Here is a 23,321-nt window from a genome sequence, read left to right as displayed (position 1 = left end):
CTCGAAGGTGTTGAAGCGGCCTCCACGATATACCTGAGCCCGCCCGTATGCCAGAGGCCTCGATAGAATTGAGGCATGAACGCCCCGATTGACGACAACACCCCATCGAAACCCAGCAACTTCCTGCGCGGCATCATCGACCGCGATCTGGAACAGGGTACCTATGCCAGCCGCCGCTGGGGCGGCACCCCGGGCGACGCCGCCCACCACGAAGCCGGTCAGCCTGACCCAGCCAAGATCCGCACCCGTTTCCCGCCCGAGCCCAATGGCTACCTGCACGTGGGCCATGCCAAGAGCATTTGCCTGAACTTCGGGCTGGCGCGTGACTACGGTGGCGTGTGCCACATGCGTTTCGACGACACCAACCCTGAAAAGGAAGAGCAGGAATACGTCGATGCCATCCTGGACGCGGTCAAGTGGCTGGGCTTTGGTTGGCAATCCGACTTCAACGGTCAGCCGCAAGAGCACCTGTACTACGCCAGCAATTACTTCGATTTCATGTACCGCGCCGCCGAGTACCTGATCGAAGCCGGCCTGGCGTATGTGGACGAGCAGACGCCGGAAGAGATGCGCGCCAACCGTGGCGACTTCTCGACGCCAGGCAAGGACAGTCCGTTCCGCTCGCGCACCCCCACCGAAAACCTGACCCGGTTCCGCGAGATGCGTGACGGTCAACTGGCCGATGGCGCGGCCGTGTTGCGCGCGAAGATCGACATGGCTTCGCCCAACATCAACATGCGCGATCCGGCCATCTACCGCATCCGTCGTGCGACCCACCACAACACGGGCGACAAATGGTGCATCTACCCGATGTACACCTTTGCGCACCCGATCGAAGACGCGCTGGAGCAGATCACCCACTCCATCTGCACCTTGGAGTTTGAAGATCAGCGCCCCTTCTACGACTGGCTGCTGGCCCGCCTGGCCGAGGGCGGCTTGCTGAAGTCGCCCGCGCCGCATCAGTACGAATTCGCGCGCCTGAACCTCACCTACGTCATCACCAGCAAGCGCAAGCTCAAGCAATTGGTCGATGAAAAGGTGGTGGACGGTTGGGACGACCCCCGCATGCCGACCATCGTGGGTTTGCGCCGTCGTGGCTACACGCCCGAGGCCATCCAGTTGTTCTGCGAGCGCATTGGCGTGACCAAGGCCGACAGCTGGATCGACTACAGCACGCTCGACATTGCCTTGCGTGACGACCTGGAAAACAAGGCGCACCGCGGCATGGTCGTGCTGGATCCGGTCAAGCTGACGCTGAGCAACTGGGATGAGGTCATGGGCACGGGCCATCTGGAGCCTTGCTCGCTGCCTGCACTGCCGCATCCGCCTGAAGGGACCGAGCCGCCTGCACCCCGCCAGTTCAAGCTTGGCAAGGAAGTGTGGATCGAGCGCGAGGACTTCGAAGAAGTGCCGCCCAAGGGCTACAAGCGCTTGTTCCCGGGCAACAAGGTTCGGCTGAAGGGCGGCTATGTCATCGAGTGCACGGGCTGCGTCAAGGACGCCGACGGCCGTGTGACCGAGGTGCTGGCCAACGTCGTGCCCGATACCAAGAGCGGCACGCCCGGTGCCGATTCGGTCAAGGTCAAGGCCGCCATCACCTGGGTGGGTGTGGCCGATGGTGTCGCCGCCGAGGTGCGCCTGTATGACCGCCTGTTCACCGATGCGCAACCCGATGCGGGTGGCAAGGACTTCCTGGCCAGCCTGAATCCGGACAGCAAGAAGGTGGTCACAGCTTATGTGGAGCCTTCGCTGGCGCAAGCTCAGCCTGACCAGAAGTTCCAGTTCGAGCGTTTTGGCTACTTTGTGGCCGACCGCAAGGACCATCAACCGGGCAAGCCTGTGTTCAACAAGGTGACCGGTTTGAAGGATGGCAACTGGGCGAAGTGATTCGCGACCAGCTCGCCAGTTCAGAAAAGGGGCTTCACGCCCCTTTTTTCATGCCTGTGTGACGATGCCAGCGGCTGGGGACGGTTGTCCCATGGCGTCAAGGCAGAGCCGATGGTGGTGTTACGCTTGCTTAACGTTTTGACGCCAGCAGATGGGGTTTTGCATGTCTGAGGTTGCGCTGTTCATCCATTCCACGGCCACCGGGCCTTTCATGTGGCGTCCGTTGTTGGCGGACTTGCCTGAGGGGGTGACACCTCTGACGCCTGTGAACCGTGGCTACGCGCCTGGCGATGCCTTGTCCGTCGGTCAGGCGTTTTCCGTGCAAGACGAAGTGGCGCATTTGAAGGCGCTCATTCCACCGGGGACGACGGGCCTGCATCTGGGTGGGCATTCGTATGGTGGCTTTGTGGCGCTGACACTGGCCAAGGAAGCGGGGCTGCCTGTGCGCTCGATGTGGCTGTACGAACCCGTGCTCTTTGGTGCACTGAGAGCGGAGCCGGAGCGCATGAGTGCTGACGTGGCTGCGCACGTCGAGGCGCTGTATGGCGCCGCGAATTCCATGCTGGATGAACAAACTGGCGGCAGCGAGGCGTGGATCGAGCGCTTCATTGATTACTGGAATCAGCCCGGCATGTGGGCGAGCATGCCCGACAAAGCCAAAGCGATGACGCGCCCGCTGGGCTGGAAAATGTTCCGTGAGGTGTGCAGCGTGTCGACAGAGCCCCAAGCGTTTGAGCACTACCAACTTCCTGTCCCCCTGACCCTGGCGTATGGCGAGCACACGACGCCCGCCGCCAAGGCCATGGTCATGCGCCTGGCTGAGGTCAACCCACATGCCAACGTTGACGAGGTGCCAGGCGTGGGGCACATGGGTGTGGTCGGTGCGCCAGGCGTGGTCTTGCCCAGCTTGAAAGCGCACTGGGCGCGTGTTGGCGCCTGAACAGTCACCGGCATGTCAGAGCAAGAATCTTTATTGAATGACGCCAGCTTGTCGATGTTGACGCGAACGCGTCGCTGGATGCTGGTGGTCGCCGGATGCGTGTCGCTGCTGTTGGGCTTGATCGGTGCGGTCTTGCCGGGATTGCCGACCACGCCATTCGTGCTGCTGGCGGCCGCTTGTTTTGCCAAGGCGTCGCCCCGTTTGCACCGATGGTTGATTCAACACCGCTGGCTGGGGCCGATGGTGCGTGACTGGGAGGCGCATCACAGCTTGCCACTTCGCATCAAGTGGCTGGCCACCAGCATGATGACCCTCATGGTCAGCTTGTCTGCCTGGCAGTTGGCCAGCAAGCCGCTGGCGCAGATGGGCGTGATCGGTGCGGGCCTGCTGGGCTGTCTGGTGGTTTGGCGCATTCCGACCCGTCGGTGAGCTTGATATAGGGCAGGGTACCCCGGTGGGTACTGCGCTAAGCTGGCGGCCAATTTGATGGAGGTTGCCATGCCTGAGATGTATTTCTACGAGCCGGCCAAAGGGCACGGGTTGGCGCATGATCCCTTTCATGCCATCGTCGGCCCTCGACCGATTGCTTGGGTGGGCACGCAGGACGAACGCGGCGTACGCAATCTGGCGCCGTACAGCTTTTTCACTGCGCTCAACTTCAACCCGCCGCTGATTGGTTTCTCCAGCCTGGGCTACAAAGACACCCTGCGCAACATTGATCAGACACGTGAGTTCACCTGGAACCTCGTGTCGCGGGATCTGGCTGAGGCCATGAACCAAAGCAGCGCGATGGTGGGGCCTGAGGTCGATGAATTCGTCTTGGCCGGTGTGACTCCCGCTGCATCACGCACGATCTCGGCGCCTCGCGTGGCAGAAAGCAAAGTCAGCTTCGAGTGCAAACTGGCTCAAATCGTGCGCCTGCATACCTCAGAGGGACAAGCTGTGGATGCGTGGTGGGTGGTCGGCGAAGTCGTCGCCGTGCACATTGATCCGTCCCTCGTCCAGAACGGTTCGTTTGACACGGCTGCGGCAAACATTGTTTTGCGTGGTGGTGGTCCTGCGGACTATTTCAGCATCGGCGCCGAGCAGTTGTTCAAGATGCCGCGTCCGGGTTGATGCTGCACTTGATCAGGGGGGACTAAGGGTCAACGCGACTGCTTAACCCTTGTGAGGATGTGGACACTGGCAGCGACTGTCTTTTGTTCATGATGATCGAACTCACTTTTGTTGAAGGCTTTGCCATTGCTGCCGGCTTTGTTCAGACCTTTGCAGCAGGCGTCTTCCTCCGTTTCAGGCGTGCTCGCCCGCAATGGGGGCTGGGCTGGCTGGCGTTCACGTTCGGTGCTGCAGCGCTGATCAACCTGGCAGCGCCTGTACTGCCATATGGCAGCAGCACTTCCTTACTGTCCATCACGAAGCTTGTGTCGATTGCGCTGGGCATCGGGGTGATGGGCGCTTTGGTGGCGGGCATTCGTTTGTACACCGCGCATCCGCGTCCAGGACCGTGGCTGGTGTTTTCGCTGACGGTACTGGCTTATGTGGTCGTGGTGTTGTGGGCTGCTGCAGCGCCTCGTACGGCTGCGCTCCAAAGCAACTTGTTGACGGGGGCCCTGTTCGCCTACCTGGGCGGGCTGAGTTGGCGTGCCTCACGGCGGGAGCCGGGTGCCGGGCATTTGGCTGTGGCCCTGATGCTGTTTCAGTACATCCCGATGGTGCTGGCGGGCTATTGGTTTGGCCTGGACCAGGTCACCTTGCGCTATTGGTCATCCATTCCGTTCGCGCTGGCCGGGTTGGGCATCATGTCGGCGACCATGGGGCGCTTGCACGTCGAGTTGCAGGACTTGAACGAGACCTTGGAAAACCGCGTGATGGATCGCACCAAGGAGCTCAACGACATCATCGCGTCGCTGGAATCGTTCAACGGCATGGTGTCGCATGACCTCAAGGGCCCCTTGGGGGGCATGGTGGGCCTGTCAAATGTGGCGCTGGCCGCGCTGGATGCCGGCGATACCGAGCGCGCGAGACGGCTTTTCACTGCCATCCGGCATGAGTCTGCGAATTTGGCCGAGTTGGTCTCAGACATGCTGGCCTTGGCGCGTGCGACGCACGCCGAGCCTGTGCGACAGGCTGTCCCCCTTGATGAGTTGGTGCAGGAGTCACTCAACTTCCTGGAGGTGACGCATGGCGAGGGCGCAGGTCGGTGCGTGTGTCATCACGATCTGCCCCAAGTGCACGCGGACCGTGGTTTGCTCCGACAGGTTCTTGTCAACTTGCTGGGCAACGCACTGAAGTTCTCAAGCCACGCGCAGCACCCCTGCGTGAAGGTGGTGTCTCAACAAGTGGGGCAGACTTTGCGCGTCAGTGTGCAAGACAACGGCATTGGCTTCGACCCCGAAAAATCTGCCACGCTCTTTCAGCCATTTCAACGTTTGCATGGCGGAGCAGGCTATGAGGGCACCGGCCTGGGTTTGGCCATTGTTCGACGGATTGTCGAGCGGCATGGCGGGCAGGTTGGGGCCGACAGCCAACCCGGACAAGGCGCAACCTTCTGGTTCACGCTGCCTTGCTAGGTGGGCGCCTGGCTCAAGCGGGATCAGCGGTGTAGTACGCGCCAGCCGGTGGCCTGGACAGCATGGGCAGGATCACACTGAATTGCTCGGGTGGGATGATCTGTGCGCCGCTCTTGTGTGCAGCAATGGAGGTCCATTGCTCAATGATCACAAACTCGTTGGGATCATCTTTGCCGCGCAGCAACTGTGCCGACGTACAACCAGGGGCCTGTCGCAGGGCGGGTAGCACCGAGGTCAGGAAGACGTGGAGGTCTTCTGCCAAATGCGGTGTGGCGTAGAACCGATTGATGCGGGTGACGTGCATGAGAGGAATCAAGGCTGAACAACAGCCTTGATCCTAGCAAAACTGGCTTTACAGGCCGGACGACAGGCTGCCGATGGCAATGCCGGCGCTCACGCCATTCTTGATCAGCAAGGAGAGGTCCGCGGTGCTGAGCTGGCCACCATTGACCAGGTTGTTGACCACCGGGGCCGTGGTGGCCGCCACGTTGATCAGGGTGACGACTTGCTTGCCTTGAGAGGGCAAGATGGGCTTGATCAGATTGGCCACCGAGCTGACCTGCTGCAGGCCCGAGATGATGGTGGTGGCATTGATGTTCAGGCCGGCTTGGCCGCTCACTTCCGACAAGGCCACATCGCTGATTTCCACCATGGTTGACGAGGGGGTGGTGTCAGCCATGGCAGCGAACGGAGCGGCAGCCAGCAGGGTGGCGGCGATGAGTTTTTTCATTGTTGCATTCCTGAAAGTGTGAATAGGATGCGTCTGAGGCAGACGCATCCTTATGCTTTCATGCAATCAATTTAATGCGATTCGTGAAATCGCTTGCCTGATGCACAGGCGGGAGCAATTGACGACGCTCACTCGGTGGCTGAGGACGGGCCTTTCTTGCTGCTCTTTTTTGCTGCGGGGGCACGCGTGCGGCGAGGCCGGCTGGCTTTGGCCTTGGCATCCGCCGGAGCTTGGGCGTCGTCGGCTGAGGGCGCGGGCGCTGGTGTTGATGGGCTGGCTTCGTTGGCTGGCGCGGCACTGACGTGGTCGGCCTTGGGCTGGCGCTCACCGGATTTGCGGCGGCGTTGGCGGGGCGTGTCCACTTGGGCGGGCTCCGCCACGACGGCAATCGTGGGGGTAGCGGGCGATTCGATGGCCGGGGGCGGAGAGACCGCTGTCACATCGGTTGTGCTCACAACAGGCTCGGCGGCGCTGGCCGCATCGGGGCGACGATCGTGGCGACTGCGGCCCCGTCCCCGCTGACCGCGACGTTCGCGACCTTCTGAGCTGGAGGAGGGCGTTGCGGCAGCCTCTTGTTGTGTCGAATCGGTGCTGTTCACTTCCGTCACGGTGTCGGTTGCCGCGTTGGGCTCGACCACCCCGCTCACGGGCGCGTTGATCTGTGACGGTGCGGGGACGGTCGGGATGCCCGTGCCACGGAACACATAGGCACTCGACTTTTCGTCACGACCAAATTCGAGCAGGCCGCGCGCCTTGGCTTCTTCCAGCAGGTTGCCGAAGGTACGGAAGCCGTAATAGTTTTCGTTGAAGCCCGGGTTGCGACGCTTGATGGCTTCCTTGAGCACCGAGGCCCAGATCTTGCCGCCCTCGTCGCGATCGGTGACCAGGGCTTCGTAGGTTTCGGCCGCCATTTCCACGGCCTTGGTGCGGCGTGCATCCAGTTCGGCCTTGCGGCGGGCTTCTTCTTCCGGCGTGCGGCGTGGCTGAGGCTGGTCGCGGTTGTCACGGCGCTGGCGCTGGCTGTCACGCACCAGATCATCGTAGAAGATGAATTCGTCGCAGTTGGCAATCAGCAGGTCCGAGGTGGACTGCTTGACGCCCACGCCAATCACGTACTTGGCGTTTTCGCGCAGCTTGGAGACCAGGGGAGAAAAGTCGGAGTCACCCGAGATGATGACGAAGGTGTTGACGTGGCTCTTGGTGTAGCAAAGGTCCAAGGCATCGACCACCAGGCGGATGTCGGCCGAGTTCTTGCCCGACTGACGCACGTGCGGAATCTCGATCAATTCGAAGTTGGCTTCGTGCATGGCCGCCTTGAAGCCCTTGTAGCGTTCCCAGTCGCAATAGGCCTTCTTGACGACGATGCTGCCCTTGAGCAGCAGGCGCTCCAGCACCTTCTTGATGTCGAACTTTTCGTAGTTGGCATCGCGCACGCCCAATGCGACGTTTTCGAAGTCGCAGAAGAGGGCCATGCTGATGTGATCTTGTGGCAGTGCCATGGGATTCTTTCTGTAGGGTGGGCCGGAGCGGGCGTTCAGCGTGCAGGCAGCAAGCCGAGGTCCACGAGGTAATGACTGGGGCGCTGGCGGTCACACAGGAAGGTGAGTTGTTGCCGTGCCCGGGTCATGGCCACATAAAGCAGGTTGCGATTGTCGGGGGTATTGCCGCCAATGGCGAATTCCCCCCGGTTCATGCGGGGCAGGATGACGTGATCAAACTCCAGCCCCTTGACCGCTTCGATGCTGGACAGGACGATGCAGTCCTTGTCGCGCATGTGCTGCTGGCGCATCTCCCGCTCGTTCATGGCGCGGAAGAAAGAGGGCACGTGATCGTATGTGGCGGCCGACGCGATCAGACCTTGTACGTTGGCATCGACCTGGGCGATGTCATCGGCGAGCACCATCACGCGTGCAGCCAATTCTCGTGGAGCCAGGGCACGCACAAAGCGGTCCATCAGGATGTCGGTGGCCTCGGTGTGGGCCACGTTCAAGGCGGCTTCGATGTGGCGGCGGGCGCCGCCGCGGGCATTGCGCAGCACCTGGTTGTCCATGAAGTAATGGATCAACGACGGTGATTGCACGACCTGGTCGATGGCGTCTTGCTCGGCTTTGAAGCGGTCTTCTTTCGAGTCGGCTTCCGTCTCGACACAGGATGCCGCAAACATCAGCAAGGCACGCAAGATGCCCGCGCGGGTTTCCGGTCGTTCAATCTGCTCAAAAGTGTTGTGGGCGCAGGCGATCAGGCCACGCACCAGCAGCACTTCCGGGCGCATCAGGTACGTGTCAAAACCTTGCGTGCGGTAGTCCACACCGTGGTCCAGCAGGTGGTTTTCCAGTGCCACCGATTGGTGAGGCTGGCGCAGCAGGATGGCCAGACTCGACAGCGGTGCGGCATCGGACAATCCCACCCGATCACGGATGACCGACACGATGTGGCGGTGTGCTTCTTTGTCGTGTTCGAAGGCCTGGACCTGGACGGCGGTGCGCAGCGGGCTGAGCGATTGGTAGGACTTGCGCGCCAGTTGCCCGACGGCTTGGGCCAGCTTGGTGCCGAAGCGCCAGGATGCGGTCAGGGGCAAGCGTTCGACGGGGCCAATTTCCCGTTCGAAGGTTTCCCCCATGAACTGGGCCTCGGCGCCCGCGAGCGCGTGGATGACCTGATCCCGGTCCCCCACGCCGATGAAGGCAGTTTGCGGGTTCTGGGCCAGCAGGTGGCGCAGCACGGTGAACATGGCCCGGTTGGTGTCGTGCATCTCGTCGAGCAGCACCAGATGCAGACCCATGGCCAAAGGTGGGGGCAGATCGACAAAGGCGTCTTCGTCCAGCAGCAGGCTGGCCAGGTCGTACGTGGCGTCGTGAGGTGCCCGAAACACCGGGTGATCGGGGTGGCCGCCTCGGCGCAGTTGCTCGTAGGCCCAGAACGTGCGCAGGGTCAGGTAGTCGCGGCCCAGTTCGGTGGCCAGAGAAGGGGTCAGCACCTGATCGCCAGCCTCCATGGCCCACTGCAAGGTGCCTTTGAGGTGGGTGAAGCTGGCCAGCAGCCCTTCGACCATGGCCTCGCCGCTGCCTTCCACGGCAAATTCGTCGGGATGGCGTTCGTCGGCATTGCTCATCACCCGCTCGATGGCTTGCAGCACGTAGGGCTTGAGCTGCTCCGGGTGCGTGTAGTGCACCAGGTTGCCACCTTCGATGTGTTGCAGGCGGGCGCGACAGAAGTCGTCAAAGGTGCGCACCTTCAGGCGGCGCCGCACGTTGGCGGCCACGCCGATGCGGGCCAAAGCCTGCTGCATGGCCGTGACCGCCGCCTCGGTATAGGTCAGCACCAGCAAACGGTCAGGGTCGGCGCCACGCGCCAGAGCCTGGGCCAGCCGCAGGGCCAGGGTGGTGGTTTTGGCCGCCCCGGCATTGGCTTCGACGATGACGCGCTTGTGCCGACCCAGTTGGATGGCCAGTTGTTCGGCGGTGGGCGTGAGGCCCGTAGGACGGAAGGTTGCTTGCATGGCGGGGCGGCTCAATCGGCCGAGGCGCCCTTTTTCTTGCGCAGTGCCTTCTTGCGTTGGCGCTCGGCTTCGAGGGCCTCGCCCTCTGCCCACCACACCTCGAATTCCTCCGGGGTCTCCAGCGTGATGCGGCCCAACACGGCGCTGCGATAGTCGTTGAGCACGATCTCGGCGGCCTTCGTCAGGTTGACGCGGCCCCCGCTCATCACGGCTCCGCGTTTGCGCGCGATCAGCTCCAGCAGTTCGTCGTCGTGCTGGGCCGGGATGGCGGCCACATCGTCCAGTTTGTAGCGGGCGGCCAGCAGATCGGGGTAGGGGCCTTTGAGGCTGCGCAGCAGTTCCAGCGCCACTTCTTCTTCGTCGTACGCGTTGCGGCCCACGGCGCCACTGGCCGCCAGGTGGTAGCCGCTGCGTTCCACCGAGATCTTGGGCCACAGCATGCCGGGGGTGTCGAACAGGTAGAAGTCGCTGGCCAGGTTGATGCGTTGCTCAATACGCGTGATGCCGGCTTCATCCCCGGTTTTGGCCGCTTTTTTGCCCACGAGGGTGTTCATCAAGGTGGACTTGCCCACGTTGGGCACGCCGCAAATCAGCACGCGCACGGGCTTGTCCATGCCGCCACGGTTGGGCACCAAGTCCCGGCAAGCCTGAATGAGCCGCTGGGCCGGGGCCTTGTCGCTGGCGTCGAGGGCAATGGCGCGGGTGCCTTCCTGGGCGTTGTACCAGGCCAACCAGGCTTCGGTGCGAGCCGGGTCGGCCAAGTCCTGCTTGTTGAGCACCTTCAGCTTGCGGCGGGTGCCGGTCAGTTGCGCCAGCATGGGGTTGGCGCTGGAGCCGGGCAGACGGGCGTCGAGCAACTCGATCACCACATCGATTTCCTTCATGCGGTCGCTGATGGCTTTTTTGGTCACATTCATGTGACCGGGGAACCATTGGATGGCCATCGGTGAGGGCTTTCTCTCTCTGAACAGAACAGGTCAAGCGGCCATCAAGGTGGCCGCCGTGTGGGCAGGGGGCGTGGCGAGGTGCTCGCGCATCCAGGCTTCCATCACCCGCGAATCATTGATGGTGCGCAGCGCCAGATAGGCGTCTTCCGCTTGAGGATAACGCCGTCTCAGGTAATGCAGCCATTGTTTCATGCGGCCATGCCGGGCGCGTGGCTCGATGCGGGTCAGGATCAATGACCAGAAGTGCCACAGCAGGGGTTGCAGGTCGGTCCATTCGGGCGCCTGTTGGGTGGGGGCGTGGCCCTGGTCGATCAGGATGGCGAGCGCCAGCCCGGGGTCGGACACGATGCCGCGCCCGAGCATCAGATCGGTGCAGCCGGATTCGGCCATGCAGCGACGGGCATCTTCCACAGACCAGACTTCGCCATTGGCCACCACAGGGATGCTCACCACCTCGCGGATGTCGGCAATGCGATCCCAGTAAGCCGGTGGGCGATAGCCGTGGGCCTTGGTGCGGGCATGCACGACCAGTTCACTGGCGCCACCGGATGCAATCGCGTGGGCACAGTCTTCGGCTTGGGCATCGTCGTCAAAGCCCAGGCGCATCTTGGCCGACACCGGGATGTGCGTCGGCACAGCCAGCCGCACGGCGTGCACGATGCGGTGGATCAGCTCGGGCTCTTGCAGCAGGGCGGCGCCCCCGCCGTGGCGGTTCACCACCTTGGCCGGGCAGCCGAAATTGAGGTCAATGCCTGCTGGGTCCAAGGTGGCCAGCTTGGCTGCGTTGTCGGCCAGACAGGCTGGGTCCGACCCCAACAGCTGTGACCGCACGGGCACCCCCGCCGGCGTGCGGCTACCGTGGTGCAACTCGGGCACGATGCGCTTGAATGCCCGCTCCGGGAGCACGGTGTCGGTGATGCGGATGAACTCGGACACGCAGTGTGAGATGCCTCCCACGCGCGTCAGTACATCTCGCAATGCAAAATCCAGCAGCCCTTCCATGGGGGCGAGCAAGATGGCCATGTCAGTTTTGAAAGTTGATCAAGAAGGTGTGCGGTCAGCCACAAGGCGAGTCTTTCACCCGTGATGATTGAGCGCGACAATCGATGCCAGACCGCTTCAGTTGTCCAGACAACTGCCGATAGAGCCCTGACAGTTCCCTCTCTTTTGAACCATGACGACCGCCATTGACACCACGTGCACGGACGCTATTCTGCTGGAACTGGACCGAGCACGTAAAAGTGGGCCTCTGTCCCACATCATCATCCCGCCTTGTCCGGAGCTGCTGACCCGCCTCCAGAAGGTGATGGCCGATCTTGAGCCCGATCTGAATGAGGTGGCGCGCATCGCTGCCAGCGATGTGGCCATGTCGGCCACCTTGCTGCGCAATGCGAACAGCCCTTTGTACGCGGCCGGCCAGCCTGTGCAGACCATTGGGCAGGCCATGAATCGCCTCGGCTTAGAGCAAACGGCCGCCGTGCTGACCGGCTTCCTGGCTGAGCAAGCCATTCCTGTGAGCAGTCAGCTGCTCAAGCGCTTCTGGGAGCGTGCTGCCAAGCGTGCGGCGAGCATGGCCTTCATGGCCCGCAAGTTGCCCGGCATTTCAACCGACGTGGCGCACACCTTCGGGCTGTTTTGTCATGTGGGTTTGGCCGTGATGGTGCAAAGCATCCGTGGCTACACCTCCACCATGGTGGAGGCGAATGCCCGCATTGATCGCTCTTATGTCGCCACTGAAAACGTCAACCACAAGACGGACCATGCGGTCGTGGGCGGCTTGGTGGCCCGTGTGTGGCGACTCTCGCCCACGGTGGTGGCGGCCATTCGCTTGCACCACGATCTGGACGCGCTGGGCGAGAGCAGAATTTCGTCCGATGCCCACAATCTGATCGCGATGGGCTTGCTGGCCGAATTCATCGTGCGTCGGCACGAAGGGGTCGATCAGGATGCCGACTGGGACAAGTACGGTGAAGCCGCGATGAACTGGCTGGAAACACCCATGTCCGAGTTGCTGACATGGGAAGACGAGTTGCGCGAGATCCTCGACAACGTCTGATGGGGCGTCGGCCTTCATCAGGAAGGTCGCCCCCTTCGGTAAGATGCCAACGCGGGCAGCCAAGCTGTCCGCGTTTTTCATGGTTCGACGGATACAGGGATTGATACACCATGGCCGGCTCCAGCCTGTTGATACTGCTTGATGACATCACCTTGATGCTCGATGACGTGGCGGCCATGTCCAAAATCGCCGCACGCAAGACCGCAGGGGTGTTGGGCGACGACTTGGCGCTGAATGCCCAGCAGGTGTGCGGCATTCGTGCTGAACGTGAGCTGCCTGTGGTGTGGGCTGTGGCCAAGGGCTCGGTGGTCAACAAGGTCATTCTGGTGCCGGCGGCCCTGGCCATCAGTGCCGTGCTGCCGGCGGCGGTCACGCCCTTGCTGATGCTGGGGGGCGCCTACCTGTGCTTTGAGGGCGTCGAGAAACTCGCGCACCCTTTGCTGCATAGCCATGCAGAAGATGAGGCCCACCATGCAGAGTTGACCCAAGCCCTGACCAACGAGTCGATCGATCTGGTGGCGTTTGAGCAAGACAAGATCAAGGGCGCTGTGCGCACCGACTTCATCCTGTCGGCCGAGATCGTGGCCATCAGCCTGGGGACGGTCGCTGATGCCCCGTTCAGTCAGCAATTGCTGGTGGTCGGTGGCGTGGCCTTGTTGGTCACAGCGGGTGTTTATGGACTGGTGGCCGCCATTGTCAAGATGGACGATGTGGGGCTGTACCTGCAGCAGCGCGGCGGGAAGGTGTCTCAAGCCATTGGCGGGCTGTTGCTGGCCGCCGCGCCCAAGCTGATGAAGGTGTTGTCGGTGGTCGGGACGGCTGCGATGTTCCTGGTCGGTGGCGGCATCGTGCTGCATGGCCTGCCCGGCGCACATGCGCTGATGCATGCGGTGGAGCATGGGCTGGCGAGTGTGCCGGTGCTGGGCCCGGCGCTGTCGTCCGTGGCACCGCTGTTGGCAGAAGGCCTGGGCGGCGTGGTCGTGGGCGCGGTGACGCTGGCCGTCGTGACCATCGCGCAGCGCTTGTGGGGGCGCTTGCGCGGACGGTGAGTCAGGCGGCCTGCAACGCGTCGTGCAGGGCTACCAACTCCTGCGTGAGCTTGTGCCGTGCATCCAGGTGAATCATCGGGCGTGCCTGCTGGTGTGACTCTTTGATCTTCACCGACGCACTCAGATAAGGCTGCAACACCGGCAAGCCTTCGTCAATCAACTCCTGAACCAGTCGCTGAGGCAGGCTGGCTCGTGGCTGAAACTGGTTCACCACGATGCCGGAGATGGCCAACTCGTCGTTGTGGTCGGCCTGAATCTCCTGCACGTTCTCGAGCAGCGCATACAAGGCCCGGCGCGAGAAGTCGTCACAGTCAAACGGGATCAGGCAACCCTGTGCCGCGATCAGTGCCGAGCGTGTGTAGAAGTTCAGGGCAGGAGGCGTGTCGATGTAAATGCGGTCGTAGGTTTCTGCCAGATCGCTGAGGGCATCGCGCAGCTTGTAGATTTTGTAGCGGGACTCCAGCTTGCCGTGCAGCTCTTCCAGGCTGGGGTGCGAAGGCATCAGATCCAGACCTTCCCAAGGCGTCTGGATGACGTAGTCCTCCGGGCCCTTGGGGCGTGCGCTGAATTTCAGGGTTTGGTCGAAAAACTCGGCAGCGCTGACATCCGCGTCTTCTTGCGGGCCACCCAGCAGATAGTGCGTGGAGTTGCCTTGTGGGTCCAGGTCCACGACCAGGGTCTTCAGCCCTTGTGCGGCACTGATGGCGGCCAAATTGCAGGTGATGGTCGACTTGCCCACGCCACCCTTCTGATTGAACACAACGTAACGCATGACCGGCTTCCTCACAACGGACTGATGGTGTGCATTGTGCACTGCAGCAAGCCTGTTTTGCGCAGGCAGCCCGTGATCGAGGGTCATGCATGGGCGCCGCGATCACCATTGCCCTGACAATGTCGGCATCTTGTTTCCAGGCGCTGACCCGTGAAAACCTACGACATTGAATTGCAGAAGCTGAAGTCCCTCAAACACGACAAGGGACTGATCGAAATTGGTCTGGATGCGCTGGTGTTGCCTCGTCCGGCCAAAGACGACTACAACGCGTCCAGTTGCCTGTCGTTGTCGGTGGGCGATGCCCGAACCTTGCTGTTGTTGCTCAAGCAGCAGCTGACCGAGCTGGACAAGTTGCAGCCTCGCAGCCGTCGCTCGGGTCGTTGTTGAGCACGCGGGCCAGCGCGGTGAGCTGGCCCGGTGTGTGCCCTGTGCCGATCAGCGTTTGGCTTCGGGCAGTTCGATCTTGACTTCCAGCACTTCGAGGTCGTCCTGGCGCTCCAGGTTGACCTTGATGTCGTCCGGATTGATCGAGACGTACTTGGAAATCACCGCCACCAGTTCGCGCTGAAGATCAGGCAGATAGGTGGGGCTGGACGAGCGGCCATTGCGCTCGTGGGCGAGGATGAGTTGCAGGCGTTCCTTGGCCACCGAGGCCGTCTGCTTCTTCTCGCCGAGGAAAAAGTTGAGGAATCCCATGGCTTACTTGCCTCCGAACAGGCGCTTGAAGAAGCCGGGCTTTTCCGCTTCCACGAAACGCAGGGGCTTGTCCTGGCCCAGGAAACGGTCGATCACGTCCTGATAGGCCTCGGCCACATCGGTGCCCTTCATGTGGATGGCAGGGATACCTTGGTTGGAGGCGTTGAGCACGCTCTCCGACTCGGGGATCACACCGATCAGCTTGACCTTGAGGATGTCGTAGACATCATCGAGCGACAGCATCTGGCCGCCTTCCACGCGGTTCGGGTTGTAGCGCGTGATCAGCAGGTGCTCCTTGATGGGCTCGGCGCCATCTTGTGCACGCTTGGTCTTGCTGCTGAGCATGCCCAGAATACGGTCGGAGTCACGCACCGACGACACTTCGGGGTTGGTCACCACGATGGCTTCATCGGCAAAGTGCATGGCCATCAGCGCACCGGTTTCGATGCCGGCGGGCGAGTCGCAAACGATGTACTCGAAGCCCATTTCACCCAGCTCTTTGAGGACGCGCTCGACGCCGTCTTGCGTCAGGGCTTCCTTGTCGCGGGTTTGCGAGGCGGCCAGCACAAACAGGTTTTCACACTGCTTATCCTTGATGAGGGCCTGGTTCAGGTTGGCTTCGCCGTGGATCACGTTGATCAGGTCGTACACCACGCGGCGTTCGCAACCCATGATCAGGTCCAGGTTACGCAGACCGACGTCGAAGTCGATCACGGCCGTCTTGTGGCCACGCAAGGCGAGGCCGGAAGCGAAGCTGGCGCTGGTGGTCGTCTTGCCGACGCCGCCTTTGCCGGAGGTCACCACGATGATCTTGGCCATGTCTGGCGGTCCTTTCAGTTAATGCTGGATCAGAGTTCAATGGGGTCGAACACCAGGCGATCGCCATCCAGACGGATCTGGGCAGGCTTGCCCACCACATTGGGCGGCAGCGGCGTATCGGTGGTGCGGTAGGTGCCGGCGATGGAGACCAGTTCGGGCTCCATGCAGGTAGAGAAGATGCGGGCGTCGGTGTTGCCTTTGGCGCCGGCGATGGCCTTGCCGCGCAGCGGGGCGTAGACGTGGATCGAGCCGTCGGCAATCACTTCGGCGCCGTGGTTGACCACGGCCATGACGATCAGGTCCCCGCCTTTGGCGTAGACCTGCTGGCCGGAGCGCAGGGGCTTGTCGAGGATCATGGTGCTGGCCGCCATCGGCACATGCACGGGGACTTCAACGGGCACTTCGCGAATGACTTCGCGCACCACCTCTTGCACCACGGTTTCGACGCGGGCAGCCGGTGCGTGGCCATCGGGGGCCTCGATCAGACCGGCCTGTTGGGCTGCGTAGGTTTGCGACACGGTGCCACCGCGCACGGCAATTGGCTTGATCTTGTAGCGGGCCAGCAGTTCGATCAGGGCGGGGAAGTTCACCGCCACGTCCAGACTGGCCAGGTGGGTGAGGTCAATCACCACGGGCTCACCGTTGAAGAGGTCGGGCGTGGCACCAAAACGCTCTTCCAGGGCCTGTGCGAGCGAGGTCAGGTTGCCCGTGCGCAGCAGAAAGGCTTCCAGCGGGAGCGTGGCGCTCTTGAAATCGAACAGGGCGGAGGCGTTTCCGTTGGTGGCGGCAGACATGGACAGCGGTCGCGGAGAAAGTCTCAAGTTTAAGGCAGCGCAGGGCAGATTCCGCAGCGTGCAAGACTGGGGCAAGCCATACTTGAGGGGGAGGGTGAGGCTGAACGTGGAAGTGAACGGATTTTTGTCGGCGGATCAGGTGGGCTTGGCCGTGGCGGTCGGGTCTGGGCTGCTCATTGGTCTGGAGCGTGAGCGACGCAAAGGTGAGGGCGATGACCGCAGTGCAGCGGGCTTGCGCACCTTTACCGTGGCCGCCTTGCTGGGCGCCATGGCGCAACTGGTGTCGGACGTGCTGGCCAGCGTGGCCCTCGCAGGGGTGGCCATCCTGGCTGCCTTGGCTTACGCGCGTTCGCGTTCCAAGGATCCGGGCTTGACCACGGAGTTGGCGCTGATCGCGACGGCCTTGATCGGGATGTTGGCCATCGAGCATCCCGCGTTGGCGGCAGGATGCGCAGCCATGGTGGCGGGGGTGTTGGCCGCGCGCGAGCGCCTGCATCACTTTGCCACCCATTGGTTGAGCGAGCAGGAGTTGCATGATGGGCTCTTGCTGGCAGCCTTGTCGCTGGTCTTGTTGCCTTTGTTGCCCAGTCAGCCAGTGAGCTGGTTGGGGCACATGTCGCCCAGGCGGGTGCTGATGCTGGTCATCCTGATCCTGTTGATGCAGGCCGCCAGTCACATTGCCAAGCGTTTGCTGGGCGCGCGGGCGGGCTTGGCGCTGTCCGGCTTGCTGGGTGGCTTTGTCTCCAGCTCGGCGACGATTGCCTCGATGGCCGGGATGTACCACGCGGGGACAGTGCCCTTGCGGCTGGCCTTGTGTTCGGCGGTGTTGTCGATGGTGGCCACCTGGGCGCAGATCGTGCTCATGGGCTCGGTGGTCGCACCTGAAGCGGTTCAGGCCTTATGGCCCCTGGTGTTGATGGGGGCTTCGGTGCCGCTGGTGCTGGGGGTGTTGCTGTGGCGGCAAAACGGGCACGGGCACCCGCCGGATTCGGCGCATGCCGTGTTGCGTTTGCAGGAGGCCGTGATGGTGGCGGCACTGTTGTTTGGCGGCTCGGTGCTGGTTTACTGGGCGCAGCAAGGCGGCGTGAGCGGGCTGTTGCTGGGGACGGGCGTGGCCGCGCTGGCAGATGCCCATGCGCCCATGGCGAGCCTGATGTCGCTGTATGCCGCAGGCAAATTGACGGCCCCTTTGCTCATGACCGGCATCATGGTGGCTTTGAGTGCCAATGCCGTCACCCGCGCCTCTGTCGCATCCTTGTCAGGGGGGTGGCGTTTTGGCGCAGGGGTGACGGTCGTGCTGGTGCTGAACCTGGTGGTGGGGTGGTCAGCGGTCTGGTGGCTGAGCTGATCAGCTTTGCAACTGGAAGACGGCCACCGCGTGCGACAGGTGTTCGGCCTGACGACGCAGACTTTCTGCCGCGGCGGCGGTTTCTTCCACCATGGCCGCGTTGCTTTGCGTGCCTTGCTCCATCTGCGTGACGGCTTCGGTCACTTGGGTCAGCCCCTGCGTTTGTTCGCGGCTGGCGTGGCTGATCTCACCAATGATGTCGCTGACGCGTGTGATCGCGTTGACGATTTCTGTCATGGTGCTGCCCGCCTGATTGGCTTGCTCCGCACCGGTCCCCACACGTTCCACGCTGGCTGTGATCAGTGACTTGATTTCACGAGCGGCTTCGGCACTGCGCTGCGCCAGCGAGCGCACTTCGCCCGCAACCACCGCAAACCCTCGGCCCTGTTCACCGGCACGTGCGGCTTCCACAGCGGCGTTCAAGGCCAGGATATTGGTCTGGAAGGCGATGCCGTCGATCACGCCGATGATGTCGGAGATCTTCTGAGACGAGTGATTGATGTCCTGCATCGTTTGCACGAGGTGGGTCACCAACTGGCCGCCTTGGGTCGCAACGTGGCTGGCGTTGTGGGCCAGTTCGCTGGCTTGCGAGGCGCTTTCGGCGTTGTGATTGACGGTGCTCGACAGTTGCTCCAGCGCCGATGCGGAACGCTCCAGCGCGGCTGCCTGATCCTGTGTGCGGTTGGACAGGTCCGCGCTGCCTTCCGACACCTGTGTGGACGCCGACGAGACGCTGTCGGCATTCTGGCGTACGCGCATGACGGTGGCCCGCAATTGCTCGATCATTTCTGCCAGGCCTGCAACCAGACTGTGTTCGTCGCCGGGTGCCACGCGGACGTGGAAGCCCAAGTCGCCAGATGCGACCTTGTGCAGCAAGCGTCGCACGGTGCCGGGCTCGCCACCGAGCGTGCGCATCAGGTAGCGCGTGATGGCCAGCGCACCACCAAACAGGATGATGGCGCCCAGGACCGAGGTGACGATCATGGTCCAGTTGGCGCGGCTGCGTGCGGCTGTGGCAGCTTCGTCCGTAGCCTTGGCGTGTGCCTCGATGTCTTTGATGACCTTGATTTGCTTGCCTTCGAGCTCTTCAAACAACTTGATGAACTCGGGCAGCTTGGTCGACGCCGTTTGCGGGTCCCGGGCCGCGAGCTGACAGATTTCCTGTCCGACGGACGCGTACCGTTTGACGATGGGGAGTTCTTCTTCCACGGCGCGCAGAATGGTTGGCTCCAATTCGAGGCGCGACAAGGACTCTACGTAGTTGATGAAGTCCTTGCCATGCTCGTCCGCCTCTTTGATGGCGTCCTGAATGGGGGCAACCTGACCCATCTGGGCGTACATAAGTGCCTGAAAGACATCGCCTCGCAAGCCTTCATGCATCATGTCGCCCAAGGTGGCGTACTGCGTGGCTTGTGTGGCCACGACCGTGTTGTCCATGCTCTGGCCCAGGCTCCGCAGGCTGATGCCACCCACGGCACCAACGATGCCCGTAAAAACCGCTCCTGCCATCCCAAAACTCAGCAGGACGTGACGCATCTTCATTTACAGCTACTCCTGGATCCAGCAGACTGAGGGTTAATTCCCTCTTTCCTCCATGGTGTTATCGGTCATCTGAAGGGGAGGCTTGAGGCATATGAAAAAAACATTGTTATTTGCAAACCCTTAACAGAGATTGGCATATCGACAGGCCTCAGCGTTTGATGCATGTTGTTACACTCCGTCTTGCTTAGGGTATGTACTGAATACGACATCTATTAAATGAAGGGGTGGGGAATGGACATGCGTTGGGAAAAGGGCAGTGCCGGGGCGAGTGACGGTTCGACGCAGGTGCCCACCCAAATCCTGGATGACAAGCCGGACCAGCCATCGCAGTCCCGCGAGTTGGGGAAGAAGGTGTCCGACAAGCTCAGAGAGTTGTTTGTCGTCTGTGACCCGTCCGAGGCACTGCGTCAGCACTTCGAGTTGGCTGGCGCGCCTTATCTGTTGTTGCGCGACCTGGGGGGCGGGGCTGCCCGCGCCTTTCTGGAAGCCTTTGCGCGCACCACCAGTCTGCCCGTCGAAGAGTTGAGCGTGCGGCGCCAAGGCTTTGGCACCGTCCTGGCGACCTTGACCTATGTGGATTGCCCGGCGCGCGGTGACAAGGTGCGCATCTACCTGGACGATGCCCAGACCGAATCCTCCGAGCAAATTGCCATCAGCCGTGTGCTGACCGAGTGGGCGGGGCTGCATGTCTTGTTTGGCGAAAGCCTGGGGCCGCAAACACAACTGGCGCTGACCTGCCTGAAGGACGATTTGACACACGCACGGCGCTCCATCCTGGTGCCGATGCTGGTGCTGCCGCAAAAGCGCGAGGAGCCATTGACGCAGGCCATCGAAGAGTTCGGGCAGCAGACACGGGTGAAGATGGAGGTGGGGCCTGCCACCACCGCCACCAGTGGGCTGTGGGCGTTGATGGTGGCCAGTTGGAACCGGCATGCTCAGGCCAATGTGGGCAGTCGCATGCCCTTGCTCGATGCCAGTCGCCTCAAGGGTCAGAGCGATGTGACGGCTGCCGATGTGGTCACGGTGACCCGCCGCCCCAAATCGCCGGATGCTCAGTTGGCTTCGCCCCTGTTGGTGGTGAACCAGGCTGCGGCGCCGGCCATGCCCAAACCACAGGGGGAGTTCGACCTGTATCTGCAAGAGATTGTGGCGCGCACCGCCAGCACGCCTGGCTGCCTGTTCCTGCTGGCTGATCGCAGCGTGGTGGCTTCGACGCCCCATGCCCCGGCGGCCGACATGGCGGCGCAAAGCCACCATCTTCTGGCAGCAGTCGGGCGCGTGGGTGTGGGGCTCGAAATGGGGCGCATGGTGCGCGAGACGCATGTCACCATGGGCGAGATGCAATTGGTCGTGCGCCCCGCGCGGGTCAAGGCTGGCAGTGTGCTGGTGCTGCTGCTGCCCCGCCAGAATGATCCCACCGCGTGGCGCCTGGCGATTGATCGCTATGACGCGCAATGGCTGGCGCAGCGCAAGGCGGCCGCCTCACGCTGAACACATCACGGGGCCGTCAACGGCCCTTCTTGACCGGGCGGGCGGACTTGCTGGCCGGGCGAGCCGCGCCGCTGCCTGCACGTCCTGCGCCGGTTTGCCGTGGTGGCAAGCCTGTGTGTTGCGTGAGGATCTGACCACGTCTTGGTTGAGCGCTTGCGCCGCGCGGCAAATCGCGCGGGTCCCGTTGGGTGTCGCTGGCCTCGGCATGGCGGGAGGCCGAGGCACGTTGCCCGCTGGCACGGCCCACCGTCACCACCGAGGTCTTGGTGCCGGCCTTGGTGGAGTTCTTGCGGCGTGCGCTTTCGTAGCCGCCATCGGTTGAGGGCTGGTACGTCGGGATCAGTTGGTGTTGCCCGTTGCCGATCAGGTCGGCGCGGCCCATGGCCTTGAGCGCATCGCGCAGCAGCGGCCAGTTGTTGGGGTCGTGGTAGCGCAGGAAGGCCTTGTGCAGTCGGCGACGTTTCTCACCCTTGACGATGTCGACCGATTCGCCGCGACCGGGCTGACGGCTGATGCCCTTGAGCGTGTTCAGCCCGGAGTGGTACATGGCCGTGGCCGTGGCCATGGGGCTGGGGTAGAAGGTTTGCACCTGGTCGGCCTTGAAGCCGTTGCGCTTGAGCCAGATGGCCAGGTTCATCATGTCTTCATCGGTGGTGCCGGGGTGGGCTGCGATGAAGTAGGGGATGAGGTATTGCTTCTTGCCCGCCTCTTCGCTGAACTGCTCGAACATCTGCTTGAAGCGGTCGTACGTACCGATGCCCGGCTTCATCATCTTGGTCAGCGGGCCGTTCTCGGTGTGCTCGGGGGCGATCTTGAGGTAGCCACCCACGTGGTGGGTCACCAGCTCTTTCACGTACTCGGGCGCACGCACGGCGAGGTCATAGCGCAGACCCGAGCCAATCAGGATCTTCTTGATGCCGGGCAGCGCGCGGGCGCGGCGGTACATGCGCACCAGCGGACCATGGTCGGTGTGCAGGTTCTGGCAGATGGTCGGGTACACGCATGACGGCTTGCGGCAAGCCGCCTCGATGGCCTTGGAGCTGCAACCCAGCCGGTACATGTTGGCCGTGGGGCCACCCAGGTCGGAGATGACGCCGGTGAAGCCCTTGACCTTGTCGCGGATGTCTTCGATCTCTTTGAGGACCGACGCTTCGGAGCGGCTCTGGATGATGCGGCCCTCGTGCTCGGTGATCGAGCAGAAAGTGCAGCCCCCGAAGCAGCCACGCATGATGTTCACGCTGAAGCGGATCATGTCCCACGCCGGGATGACCGCATCGCCATACTTGGGGTGCGGCGCGCGGGCGTAGGGCAGGTCAAACACCATGTCCATTTCGGACGTGGTCAGCGGAATGGGGGGCGGGTTGATCCACACATCTTGCGCCCCCGGGCCTTCGCCGTGGCGTTGCACCAGTGCGCGGGCATTGCCCGGGTTGGTTTCGAGGTGCAGCACACGGTTGGCGTGGGCATACAGCACCGGGTCGTCTTTCACCTGCTCGTAAGAGGGCAGGCGGATCACGGTGCGGTCCCGCGGGGGCATGACGATCTTGCCGCTGCGCTCGGGCAGGGCCTTTGCCGGTGTTTTGGCAGCCAGCGCCGGGTTGGGCACGATGCGGATGGGCTTGCTGCCATCGGACGGGGTCGGGTCAAAGGCGCCGGCCTCTTCCATGGCGCAGGTGGCGCCGTTGTCGGCAGCCAGTTGGCCCGTGGTCAGGTAGGGGTTGATGTGTTGGTCGATGCGGCCGGGCAGGTCGACTTCGGTGGAATCCAGTTCAAACCAGCCTTGCGCCGTGGGGTCGTGGCGCTTGCGCATGAAGGCCGTGCCTCGCACATCGGTGATCGAGGCGATCGGCTCGCGGGCGGCCAGACGGTGAGCCACCTCCACGATGGCGCGTTCGGCATTGCCGTACACCAGCAAGTCGGCTTTGGCATCCATCAGGATGGCGCGGCGCACCTTGTCCGACCAGTAGTCGTAGTGCGCGATTCGCCGCAGCGAGGCCTCAATGCCACCCATGACGATGGGCACATCCTTGAACGCCTCCCGGCAACGCTGGGCGTAGACCGCCGAGCAACGGTCCGGGCGCGCGCCGCCCTGGCCACCGGGGGTGTAGGCGTCGTCACTGCGGATTTTGCGATCGGCCGTGTAGCGGTTGATCATCGAATCCATGTTGCCGGCCGCCACGC

General features: G+C 62.6%; 22 protein-coding genes. 10 read left to right on the top strand and 12 right to left on the bottom strand.

Annotation, left to right across the window (positions count from 1 at the left end):
- Positions 1-75: 75 nt before the first annotated feature.
- The 5 genes from ACMV18_RS04275 to ACMV18_RS04255 all read left to right on the top strand — a co-directional run bounded on the left by ACMV18_RS04275 (position 76) and on the right by ACMV18_RS04255 (position 5,397).
- Positions 76-1,887: a glutamine--tRNA ligase/YqeY domain fusion protein gene (locus ACMV18_RS04275; protein WP_420816817.1), complete on the top strand. Its 1,812-nt coding sequence runs from the start codon at positions 76-78 to the stop codon at positions 1,885-1,887.
- A gap of 163 nt (positions 1,888-2,050) precedes the next feature.
- Positions 2,051-2,827 carry an alpha/beta fold hydrolase gene (locus ACMV18_RS04270; protein WP_420816816.1) on the top strand — a complete coding sequence of 259 codons (777 nt, stop codon included), beginning with the start codon at positions 2,051-2,053 and terminating at the stop codon, positions 2,825-2,827.
- 12 nt (positions 2,828-2,839) lie between these two features.
- Entirely contained in the window at positions 2,840-3,256 is a 417-nt protein-coding gene (locus ACMV18_RS04265) for a YbaN family protein (protein ID WP_420816815.1), read from the top strand.
- A 69-nt stretch (positions 3,257-3,325) separates the two neighbouring features.
- A complete protein-coding gene (locus ACMV18_RS04260; protein ID WP_420816814.1) occupies positions 3,326-3,943 on the top strand; it encodes a flavin reductase family protein in 618 nt (205 codons plus the stop codon).
- An 89-nt stretch (positions 3,944-4,032) separates the two neighbouring features.
- Positions 4,033-5,397: a sensor histidine kinase gene (locus ACMV18_RS04255; protein ID WP_420816813.1), complete on the top strand. Its 1,365-nt coding sequence runs from the start codon at positions 4,033-4,035 to the stop codon at positions 5,395-5,397.
- Between the two features lie 13 nt (positions 5,398-5,410).
- Here ACMV18_RS04255 and ACMV18_RS04250 read toward each other — a convergent pair whose 3' ends face one another.
- The 6 genes from ACMV18_RS04250 to ACMV18_RS04225 all read right to left on the bottom strand — a co-directional run bounded on the left by ACMV18_RS04250 (position 5,411) and on the right by ACMV18_RS04225 (position 11,596).
- A complete protein-coding gene (locus ACMV18_RS04250; protein WP_420816812.1) occupies positions 5,411-5,701 on the bottom strand; it encodes a putative quinol monooxygenase in 291 nt (96 codons plus the stop codon).
- 48 nt (positions 5,702-5,749) lie between these two features.
- Positions 5,750-6,127: a DUF6160 family protein gene (locus tag ACMV18_RS04245; protein ID WP_420816811.1), complete on the bottom strand. Its 378-nt coding sequence runs from the start codon at positions 6,125-6,127 to the stop codon at positions 5,750-5,752.
- A 128-nt stretch (positions 6,128-6,255) separates the two neighbouring features.
- The gene (locus ACMV18_RS04240) at positions 6,256-7,626 is read right to left on the bottom strand and encodes an NYN domain-containing protein (protein ID WP_420816810.1); all 1,371 of its coding nucleotides are present in this window, start codon (positions 7,624-7,626) and stop codon (positions 6,256-6,258) included.
- 35 nt (positions 7,627-7,661) lie between these two features.
- Positions 7,662-9,626, bottom strand: coding sequence for a UvrD-helicase domain-containing protein (locus ACMV18_RS04235; RefSeq protein WP_420816809.1), 1,965 nt, complete (start codon positions 9,624-9,626; stop codon positions 7,662-7,664).
- Positions 9,627-9,637: 11 nt separating this feature from the next.
- The gene (gene ylqF / locus ACMV18_RS04230) at positions 9,638-10,570 is read right to left on the bottom strand and encodes a ribosome biogenesis GTPase YlqF (protein ID WP_420816808.1); all 933 of its coding nucleotides are present in this window, start codon (positions 10,568-10,570) and stop codon (positions 9,638-9,640) included.
- Positions 10,571-10,603: 33 nt separating this feature from the next.
- On the bottom strand, positions 10,604-11,596 hold the full coding sequence (locus ACMV18_RS04225) for a tRNA-dihydrouridine synthase (RefSeq protein WP_420816807.1): 993 nt from the start codon (positions 11,594-11,596) through the stop codon (positions 10,604-10,606).
- Between the two features lie 151 nt (positions 11,597-11,747).
- Here ACMV18_RS04225 and ACMV18_RS04220 point away from each other — a divergent pair, with 151 nt between their 5' ends.
- Both ACMV18_RS04220 and ACMV18_RS04215 read left to right on the top strand, forming a co-directional pair.
- A complete protein-coding gene (locus ACMV18_RS04220; protein ID WP_420816806.1) occupies positions 11,748-12,629 on the top strand; it encodes an HDOD domain-containing protein in 882 nt (293 codons plus the stop codon).
- A gap of 110 nt (positions 12,630-12,739) precedes the next feature.
- Positions 12,740-13,678 carry a DUF808 domain-containing protein gene (locus tag ACMV18_RS04215; protein ID WP_420816805.1) on the top strand — a complete coding sequence of 313 codons (939 nt, stop codon included), beginning with the start codon at positions 12,740-12,742 and terminating at the stop codon, positions 13,676-13,678.
- 1 nt (position 13,679) lies between these two features.
- Here the strand turns inward: ACMV18_RS04215 and ACMV18_RS04210 are convergent, their stop codons facing one another.
- Positions 13,680-14,450, bottom strand: a complete 771-nt coding sequence (locus ACMV18_RS04210; RefSeq protein WP_374255401.1) for a ParA family protein — start codon at positions 14,448-14,450, stop codon at positions 13,680-13,682.
- A gap of 150 nt (positions 14,451-14,600) precedes the next feature.
- Here ACMV18_RS04210 and ACMV18_RS04205 point away from each other — a divergent pair, with 150 nt between their 5' ends.
- Positions 14,601-14,837: a hypothetical protein gene (locus ACMV18_RS04205; RefSeq protein WP_420816804.1), complete on the top strand. Its 237-nt coding sequence runs from the start codon at positions 14,601-14,603 to the stop codon at positions 14,835-14,837.
- 48 nt (positions 14,838-14,885) lie between these two features.
- Here ACMV18_RS04205 and minE read toward each other — a convergent pair whose 3' ends face one another.
- Genes minE through minC form a run of 3 tightly spaced genes read right to left on the bottom strand, consistent with a single transcriptional unit; the run spans position 14,886 to position 16,759 of the window.
- A complete protein-coding gene (minE, locus tag ACMV18_RS04200; RefSeq protein ID WP_374255398.1) occupies positions 14,886-15,146 on the bottom strand; it encodes a cell division topological specificity factor MinE in 261 nt (86 codons plus the stop codon).
- 3 nt (positions 15,147-15,149) lie between these two features.
- Positions 15,150-15,965, bottom strand: a complete 816-nt coding sequence (gene minD / locus ACMV18_RS04195; RefSeq protein WP_374255396.1) for a septum site-determining protein MinD — start codon at positions 15,963-15,965, stop codon at positions 15,150-15,152.
- A 29-nt stretch (positions 15,966-15,994) separates the two neighbouring features.
- Entirely contained in the window at positions 15,995-16,759 is a 765-nt protein-coding gene (gene minC / locus ACMV18_RS04190) for a septum site-determining protein MinC (RefSeq protein ID WP_420816803.1), read from the bottom strand.
- 106 nt (positions 16,760-16,865) lie between these two features.
- Here minC and ACMV18_RS04185 point away from each other — a divergent pair, with 106 nt between their 5' ends.
- A complete protein-coding gene (locus tag ACMV18_RS04185) occupies positions 16,866-18,107 on the top strand; it encodes an MgtC/SapB family protein (RefSeq protein ID WP_374255394.1) in 1,242 nt (413 codons plus the stop codon).
- Here the strand turns inward: ACMV18_RS04185 and ACMV18_RS04180 are convergent, their stop codons facing one another.
- Entirely contained in the window at positions 18,108-19,649 is a 1,542-nt protein-coding gene (locus tag ACMV18_RS04180; protein ID WP_420816802.1) for a methyl-accepting chemotaxis protein, read from the bottom strand.
- 231 nt (positions 19,650-19,880) lie between these two features.
- On the opposite strand from ACMV18_RS04180, the gene ACMV18_RS04175 reads away from it, so the two are divergent.
- On the top strand, positions 19,881-21,140 hold the full coding sequence (locus tag ACMV18_RS04175) for a hypothetical protein (protein ID WP_420816801.1): 1,260 nt from the start codon (positions 19,881-19,883) through the stop codon (positions 21,138-21,140).
- Between the two features lie 16 nt (positions 21,141-21,156).
- Here the strand turns inward: ACMV18_RS04175 and ACMV18_RS04170 are convergent.
- Positions 21,157-23,321, bottom strand: a 2,165-nt coding sequence (locus tag ACMV18_RS04170) for a YgiQ family radical SAM protein (RefSeq protein ID WP_420816800.1), incomplete at its 5' end; no start/stop codon positions are given.

The sequence above is a fragment of the Aquabacterium sp. genome, assembly GCF_048860245.1.
Taxonomy (GTDB): Bacteria; Pseudomonadota; Gammaproteobacteria; order Burkholderiales; family Burkholderiaceae_C; genus Aquabacterium.
The sequence above is the reverse complement of the archived record's forward strand: the minus strand, read 5'-3'. Positions and strand labels throughout refer to the sequence as shown.